Source organism: Luteimonas sp. A478 (assembly GCF_054052025.1).
The window spans coordinates 479,853-487,545 of the sequence record NZ_JBSVRF010000002.1 but is presented as its reverse complement, the minus strand read 5'-3'; the positions used below and the strand labels follow the sequence as shown (position 1 = coordinate 487,545).

Below are 7,693 nucleotides of genomic sequence, written 5' to 3'. Positions count from 1 at the left end.
CCGAGACCTCCGATGCGTGGTGCCGACGTTCTGCGAGAGAGTCTGTTCACCGTCCGGCAACTGGACGACTTTGTGCCGGCCTCACACCCCTTGCGGCCGATCCGGGAACGGGTGAACCAGGCGCGGGTCCGGCTTGATGGCCTGTTTGCACGGATGTATGCCGACGATGCCAAGGGCGGTCGGCCCAGCATCGCGCCGGAGAAGCTGTTGCGGGCGATGCTGCTGCAGGTGTTCTACAGCGTTCGTTCCGAACGGCAGTTGATGGAACAGATCCAGTACAACCTGCTGTTTCGCTGGTTCGTGGGCCTGGCGATGGACGATGCGGTTGTGGGTGCCGACAGTCTTCAGCAAGAACCGCGAGCGACGGGTTCACCCCCGTTTTCACGGACACTTACAAGAAGGCCGATAGGGGCCGACAGGAGTGTTCATGTCGAAGCGAAGGAAGTTCAGTGCGGAGTTCAAGCGCGGTGCGGTTGAGCAGGCGAGCCAGCCGGGCGTCAGCTGCGCCCAGGTGGCACGGGAGCTGGGGATCCGGGGCACCCTGCTGACCCGCTGGAAGCGAGAGGCCCAGAGCCAGGGCAAGGTGGCCTTCGGCGGCACCGGCACGCCCCGGGATGAGGAACTGGCCCGCCTCAAGCGCGAGCTGGCCCGGGTGAAGAAGGAACGGGATTTTTTAAGATGAAGCGACGACGTTCTTTGCCAAGGGATCGTCCTGAGGTATCAGGTGATCGAACGTTGCCGCGATGAGTTCCCGGTTCGGCTGATGTGCCGCTGTCTGCGGGTGTCCGCCAGCGGCTATTACGACTGGAGCAAGCGCCTGCCAAGCGCCCGCCAAGTCGATAGCGAGCGCTTGCTCGGCCGCATCCGTGAGCTGCACGAAGACAGCCGGGGCACGCTGGGTGCAGGCCGGATGCAAGAGGATCTTGTCGACGAAGGCGAGACGGCGAGTCTGAACCGGGTCGCCCGGCTGATGTCGGCGGACGGCTTGCAGGGCTGGCCGCGGCCGAAGCGGCGTGGCCAGCGCGGTCGGCCTGCGCTGACGCCACCGGGCGTGCGTCACTGGCTGGAACGGGACTTTGCCGCGCTGGAGCCGGAGACCAAGTGGGTCACCGATATCACGGAGATCAAGACCAGCGAGGGCAAGCTGTATCTATGCATCGTGCTGGACTTGTTCAGCCAACTGGTCCTTGGCTGGTCGATGCACGACCGTCAGGATCGGCAGAGGGTGCTCCGAGCCGTGCAGATGGCGGTGTGGCAGCGCCAAAGCAGTGACCAGGTGATCCTGCACTCGGATCGCGGCAGCCAGTTCCGAAGCGGCGACTACCAACGTTACCTGGCAGCCAACGGGCTGGTGTGCTCGATGAGCGCGGTCGACCATTGCGGCGACAACGCGGCATGCGAAGGGTTCTTCGGCTTGCTCAAGCGCGAGCGGGTCTATCGAATGAAGTACGCGACACTCGATGCCGCAAGAGCCGATGTGTTCGAATACATCGAGCGATTCCACAACCCGAGGATGCGGCGAAGACTCGCCAGACAGGATCAGAAGTTTTCCACCCTTTCACAACCGTCCGTGATTTCGGGGTAGAACCCCAAGGGGTAAAAGAGGTCAGGTTCATTTTTCCGTACTCTCCAAAAAATTGACCTACCTCCCTTTTCCCGGCCCCCTTTTCCCGCTGCAGATCATCGAACAACCAACGGTGGGCCGCATCATCATCGAGCTGACCGAAGGCGAGGCACCGCTTGCAGAGTCCGTGGCGCGCCTGGCACGGGCCTGAGTCGCAGGCTTTCCTCGGCTACCTGAGTTGCCGAAGCAGGCAGAGCGCATCCTCACGCTTGACGTCCATCAGGCGGATCGCAGGTGGCAGGCGGAAACCCGCGCTGGCAACGGCGGCCTCGATGTTCTCCCAGGTCCGCGCATCCAGCGCAATGGCGCGGAGCACATGGACGAGCTCAGCAAGTTCTCCGGTCCCCAATCCGCTCGACCAAAAGCCGGCCACCACGTTGATCAGCGGCACCGTGAGCGGCCTGAACTCCAACCCGTCGCGCACAAACAGTGCCTGGACCAGATCCTCCCGGTCGCCACCCAGCGTCCGCAGTATCTGGAACACCTGCCCTGCACCTTTCATGCCCAGGGGTTCCAGCCGCGCCGTCAACACCGCGCCCATGCTCGCGGTCCCGTGGAGATCGAGGCCGCGAGCGAGCGCCCGGGCGGCTTCTTCGGGGTCCAGCCGCAGGTCAGGATCAAGCATGCCGTCGACGATCACGACCTGCGCCGGTGCAGCGATGGCATCCAGGTCGCCGCGGACGATGGGCGCGCGGTACTCCGCATCCAGGACAGCGCGCGCTTCCGGTCCGGTGAGGCTCAGGCCCAGGAACACGATCGGCCTCACGTGTTCCCTCGTGGCGCGGGATCGCTGCTCAATTCGGCTGATCAGTTCGGCCAGGCGGAGCCGAGGATGATGGAACAGAAGTCGGTCCGCCGGTATCCCGGCACCTTCAGCGCCAGCACGTCCGCCTTCACGTTGCCGAATGCGGTTTCCGGCTTCTTCCTGATGCCATCGGCGAAGTGGTCGATGATGCCTTCCTTGAAGTTCGCCTCGCGGGGATGGCAGGCACAGACCTCGTGGCGTTGCTCGTGGCTGAACTCGTCGTAGGCGATGCCGAGCACGTCCATCTCGACGCCAGCGGTCACCAAGGCCACGGTCGGCCGCATGTGCGCGGGGATGCCGGGCGTCGTATGCAGTGCGATGGCCGTCCAGACGTCCTCGACGTCGCGCTCGGGCACGTCATAGCCGTTCATGAAGTCGCGCGCCGCGTTGGCGCCGTCGACCTCGAAGCGCAAGTCGGCGCTCGAGTACCGTTCCGTCAGGCCCATGTCGTGGAACATGGCACCCAGGTAAAGCAGCTCCGGATCGTATTCGAGGCCGCGCCGGTTGCCGGAAAGCGCCCCCCAGAAGAACACGCGCCGACTGTGGTTGTAGAGCAGGTCGTCTTCGGTGTCGCGCACAAGCTGCGTGGCGGCGCGCACCAGCGGGCTGTCGGGCACCCGGATGCCGGCGATGGTCTCGGTCATGGAAATCCACTCCAGGAAAATACTGGCCTCAAGTGTCGGCAGTTATCCGCCTGGCCACAATCGAACGCTTGCGCCGGATCGTGACAAAACAGCGCGATTTCATGACGCCGGGGATGTTTCCTGGTGCCGGAACCGGGCGCGGTATTGCGCGGGAGTCACGCCGAGGCGCTCCCTGAAGACGATCCGCATGCGGTCCGCGGTCCCGAAACCGCAGTCGTATGCCACGGTCTTCAATGGCAGGTCGCTGCTTTCCAGGACCTTGCGGGCCGCGTCGATCCGTGCCCGCAGGACGAACTCGTGCGGGGTGATTCCGGTTTCCTGGACGAAATGGCGGATCAGGTTGCGCGGACTCATGTCTGCCACGCCGGCAAGCGACTTGAGCGCGTGCCGCTGGGCTGGATGCGCCGCGATGTGTTGCTGGACGAGCGCCACCGATGACGTGGGATCGACGGGAGGCGTGAGATAGGGGCTGAACTGGGATTGGCCGCCCTGGCGCTGCGCCACCACGACGAGCCGCTTGGCGACGGCCACGGCCACCTCCGGCCCATGACGCTGACCGACCAGCGCCAAGGCAAGGTCGATCCCGGCCGTGACACCGGCAGACGTGATGAGTCGGCCGTCGCGGACATAAATCGAATCGGCTTCGACTTTCGCTTCGGGGAACATGCGTGCCAGCCGGGCGGCACTCTGCCAGTGGGTCGTGACCCTCCGGCCATCGAGCAGGCCGGCATGGCCGAGCACGAACGCGCCCGTGCAGATCGAACCGTAGGTCATCGACCTGCGCGGCGCTTCCTCCACCCACTCCAGCAGTCCGGCATTGGGCGCCGTGTCCGGCAGCTCCGGCCCGCCTGCCACCAGGATGATGTCGAAGTCGCGTCGCGCCTCCTCGAACGTCATGTCGGCCACCACCAGCATGCCGCCGGATGTCCGCAGCGGCTTGCGATCCGCTGCCACCAGGACCGTCCTGTAATGATCTCCGGCCGGAACATGACCGTTTGCCTCGGCAAACACGTCGACCGGCCCGGCGACGTCCAGCGCCTGCACATGCTCGTGTATTGCAATCGCGATCGTAAGTATCGCCACGTGGCCTCCGCTGCCAGCGTCGGATAGTCGGTGCAGCCCTAATCCTTCGCCGGCATCAACGCATCGTCCAGCGCCCTTGCCCGCTTGTAGGCTTCGCGCCCGCGCAGGCGTTCGACCCAGGCGGTGAACGCCGGGCGTTCGGGAATCGTCTTGAAGGCCAGCCCGAAATCGACCTGGCTGCCCACGTACACGTCGGCGGCGGTGAACTGTTCGCCCAGCAGCCACGGCGAAGCGGATGCCGCCGCCTGCTCCAGGGTGTCGATGGTCTGCTCGAAACTGCCATAGCCGACAAAGGCGGCCTTCTCCGGCGGCGGTAGTTGTCCCAGCGACTTGGCCGAGACTGCGGCCTCCACCGGCCCGGCGGCAAAGAACATCCAGCGCAGGTACGTTCCGCGCAGTGGATCATCGACGGCCGGCGCCAGTCCGGCCTGCGGAAATTCATCGGCCAGATAAGTGCAGATCGCCGCGGCCTCGGTCACCACCATGCCGCGGTGCTGGATGGCCGGCACCTTGCCCATCGGGTTGATGGCCAGGTACTCGGGCGACTTCATGCTGGTGCCATATTCCTGCACCTGGGTGCGGTACTCCACGCCGAGCTCTTCGAGCAGCCAGCGCACGATGCGGCCGCGCGACATGGGGTTGGTGTGGAAGATGATTCCGCTGTCGCTCATGGCCAAGCCTCACAGGGTCGCAAACCGCAGAGTCTACGCCCGCCTCCCAACCTGTAGGAGCGCGCATGGCGCGCTCCTACGCGAAACCGCAGCGGGGGTTGGTTCAACCGGTGTTCTGGACGCCTGCGGCAATGCCGTTGACGGTGGCGAACAGCGCGCGCTGCAGCTCATCCTCCTGACTCCCGCCCTCACGCCAGCGCCGCAGCAGCTCCACCTGCAGCAGGCTGATCGGGTCGACATAAGGATTGCGCAAGCGGATCGACAGCCGCAGCCGATAGTCGTTGGACAGCAGCTCGTCGGCGCCCTTGATCGCCAGGATCGCATCGCGGGTGCGCTCGAACTCCGCCGCGATCCTTGGGAAGAACACCTCGTGCGCCTCGCCGGCCAAGCGCGAATAGCGTTCGAAGATGTCCATGTCGGATTTGGCCAGCAGCATCTCCACGTCATCCAGCATGGCGGCGAAGAACGGCCAATCACGCGCCATCTCCGCCATGGCCTCCAGCCCATGCCGGTCGATGCCGGCCTGCAGCGCATGACCCACGCCGTACCAGCCGGTCAGGCCCGAACGGTTCTGCGACCAGGCGAACACCCAGGGAATGGCCCGCAGGTTCTCCACCCCGCCATCGCGGCGCCGCGACGGGCGCGAGCCGATCTGCAGCCGCTCGATCACATCCACCGGCGTGGCGGCGCGGAAGTAGGCGTTGAAACCGGGGTCCTCATGCACCAGCGCGCGGTAGCAGGTGCGCGAATCGGCGGAGAGTGCATCCGCGATCCCGCGCCAGACGCGTGCGCGCTGATCGGCCTGGCGCGGGCGCAGGCTGGCCTGCAGCACCGCACCGGTCATCTGCTCCAGGTTGCGCAGCGCCAGCGCGCGGATGCCGTACTTGCGGTGGATCACCTCGCCCTGCTCGGTCACCCGCAGGCGCCCGTCCACCGTGCCGCGCGGCGCGGCGATGATCGCGCGCCCGGTCTTGCCGCCACCGCGACTGACCGAGCCGCCGCGGCCGTGGAAGAACACCAGCCGCACGCCGGCCTCCTTCGCCAGCCGCATCAGGTCCACCTGCGCGCGCTGCAGCGCCCAGCGCGAGGCCAGCAGGCCACTGTCCTTTGCGCTGTCTGAATACCCCAGCATCACGATCTGGCGGTCGCCGCGGGCCTGCAGGTGGCGGCGATACACCGGGTCGTCGAACAACGAGCGCATCACCCCCGCGGCGGCATCCAGGTCATCCACGGTCTCGAACAGCGGAGCGACATCCAGCGGCACCTCGCCCTCGCCGTCGCCTTCCACGCAGCCGGCGATGCGCGCCAGCGCCAGCACCGCCAGCGCATCGGCGGCGCTGCGGCTCATGCTGACGATATAGGGGCCGAACGCATCGGCGCCGTAACGTACCCGCGCCGACTTCAGCGTGCGAAATACGGCCAGCGATGATGCCGCCTCCTCCGCATCGGGCACGCGCGGCGTCGGGTTTTCAATCAGCGCGTGCAACCGCTCGAGCCGCTCCGGAAGCGGGCGCTCGCCCCATCCATCGTCGCCCTCCAGTGCCCCGAGCGCGGCATCGTGGACCGCCGAATCCTGGCGCAGGTCCAGCGCCGCCATGTGGAAGCCGAAGCTGCGGACCCGGCGCAGCAGCCGCCGCAGCGCCCGCCCGCCGGCCTGCCCGCCCCGATTGCCGGCCAGGCTGGCGTCGATCAGCTCAAGGTCGGCGAGGAACCCGGCTACACCTTCGTAGGGCAGACCTTCGTGGGGCAGACCCTCACAGGATTGATCGCTGTCGGGCCTCAACCGGGCCGACATCAGTTCCAGCAGCTGCCGGTACGGCATGTCCTCCTGCCGCGCCCGCAGGCCTGCCGCGACGCCCGGCATGGCGTCACGATAATCGTCCAGCCGCGCCTCGACTTCGGCACTGATCCCGGCGCGGCCGCGGGTCTGGGTCAGCACCAGGGCCAGCGCGGCCAGTTCCTGGCGGTACTGCGCCAGCACCTGCGCCCGCTGCGCGGTGAGCGCGGCCTCGATGGTGTCCGCGCCCACGTTCGGGTTGCCATCCATGTCGCCACCGACCCAGGTGCCGAAGCGGAGCACGTTGGGCAGGTCGATGCGCTCGCCCCAGGCCGCCTCCACCGCATCGGCAAACACCTGGTAGAACGCCGGCAGCACTCTGAACAGCACGCCCAGGTAGTGGCCGATATGGTCCACCTCGTCGGTCACCGTGGGCCGGCGCGGCGGCGCCTCGGAGGTCTGCCAGGTGGTGGCCAGCGCCTGGCGGATGCGCGAGTCGTCGCTCAGCCGCTCTTCGGGCGTGCGGGTGCGGTCGATGTCGGCCACCAGGCGCTCAACGATCACCTCTTCCTTGGCCAGCAGCGCGCGGCGTACCGCCTCGGTGGGGTGGGCGGTGAACACCGGCTCGACCCACATCCGCGGCAGCAGCGTCTGCAGCTCATCCAGGCTCACGCCATCGGCATGCAGCGCGGCCAGTACCGCCTCCAATCCGCCGGGTTGGGGGCCATCGTCACTGCGCTGATGCTCGCGGCGGCGGCGGATGCGATGGACCCGTTCGGCCAGGTTGATGGCGCCGAACCAGGCGGAAAACGCGCGTACCAGCGCATCGGCGTTGGCGGGCGACACCTGCGCCAGCTCCGAAGCCAGCGCATCCACCGGCTCGTCGTTCTCGCGCCGGGCTATGGCGGCGCGGCGCACCGCCTCGACCTGGTCAAGCAATGCCGGCGAGACCTGTTCGGCCAGCATCTCGCCCACCATCGTGCCCAGGCGGCGCACATCGTCGCGCAGCAGGACATCGGTTTCGGCAAAGTGCACGCTGCGAAGCGAGGGGGTGTCGTCGGGGGAAGCGGGCGTATTGTCCATGCGTGG

General features: G+C 67.0%; 6 protein-coding genes and 2 pseudogenes. 3 read left to right on the top strand and 5 right to left on the bottom strand.

Annotated elements, in window-relative coordinates:
• Nucleotides 1-12: 12 nt before the first annotated feature.
• The 3 genes and pseudogenes from ACW7G3_RS05860 to ACW7G3_RS05850 all read left to right on the top strand — a co-directional run.
• A pseudogene (locus ACW7G3_RS05860) lies at nucleotides 13-370 on the top strand (transposase); the annotation flags it as partial.
• A 57-nt stretch (nucleotides 371-427) separates the two neighbouring features.
• Nucleotides 428-1,585, top strand: a pseudogene (locus tag ACW7G3_RS05855) (IS3 family transposase).
• A 52-nt stretch (nucleotides 1,586-1,637) separates the two neighbouring features.
• Nucleotides 1,638-1,775 (top strand): hypothetical protein, encoded by a 138-nt coding sequence (locus ACW7G3_RS05850; RefSeq protein WP_456981664.1) that lies wholly within the window; start codon nucleotides 1,638-1,640, stop codon nucleotides 1,773-1,775.
• An 18-nt stretch (nucleotides 1,776-1,793) separates the two neighbouring features.
• On the opposite strand, the gene ACW7G3_RS05845 is transcribed toward ACW7G3_RS05850, so the two are convergent.
• The 5 genes from ACW7G3_RS05845 to ppc form a co-directional block, all read right to left on the bottom strand.
• Nucleotides 1,794-2,378, bottom strand: coding sequence for a TfuA-like protein (locus ACW7G3_RS05845; protein WP_456981663.1), 585 nt, complete (start codon nucleotides 2,376-2,378; stop codon nucleotides 1,794-1,796).
• Between the two features lie 53 nt (nucleotides 2,379-2,431).
• A complete protein-coding gene (locus ACW7G3_RS05840; RefSeq protein ID WP_456981662.1) occupies nucleotides 2,432-3,073 on the bottom strand; it encodes an HD domain-containing protein in 642 nt (213 codons plus the stop codon).
• A 99-nt stretch (nucleotides 3,074-3,172) separates the two neighbouring features.
• Nucleotides 3,173-4,156, bottom strand: coding sequence for a GlxA family transcriptional regulator (locus ACW7G3_RS05835; RefSeq protein WP_456981660.1), 984 nt, complete (start codon nucleotides 4,154-4,156; stop codon nucleotides 3,173-3,175).
• Between the two features lie 38 nt (nucleotides 4,157-4,194).
• Nucleotides 4,195-4,827 (bottom strand): glutathione S-transferase family protein, encoded by a 633-nt coding sequence (locus ACW7G3_RS05830; protein ID WP_456981659.1) that lies wholly within the window; start codon nucleotides 4,825-4,827, stop codon nucleotides 4,195-4,197.
• A 103-nt stretch (nucleotides 4,828-4,930) separates the two neighbouring features.
• Nucleotides 4,931-7,687, bottom strand: coding sequence for a phosphoenolpyruvate carboxylase (ppc, locus tag ACW7G3_RS05825; protein WP_456981658.1), 2,757 nt, complete (start codon nucleotides 7,685-7,687; stop codon nucleotides 4,931-4,933).
• Nucleotides 7,688-7,693: the final 6 nt, after the last annotated feature.

What these genes read in the sequence shown, in the direction of transcription:
- ppc (WP_456981658.1), bottom strand. Translation starts at nt 7,687, where the DNA reads ATGGACAATACGCCCGCTTCCCCCGACGACACCCCCTCGCTTCGCAGC.
- ACW7G3_RS05840 (WP_456981662.1), bottom strand. Translation starts at nt 3,073, where the DNA reads ATGACCGAGACCATCGCCGGCATCCGGGTGCCCGACAGCCCGCTGGTG.
- ACW7G3_RS05830 (WP_456981659.1), bottom strand. Translation starts at nt 4,827, where the DNA reads ATGAGCGACAGCGGAATCATCTTCCACACCAACCCCATGTCGCGCGGC.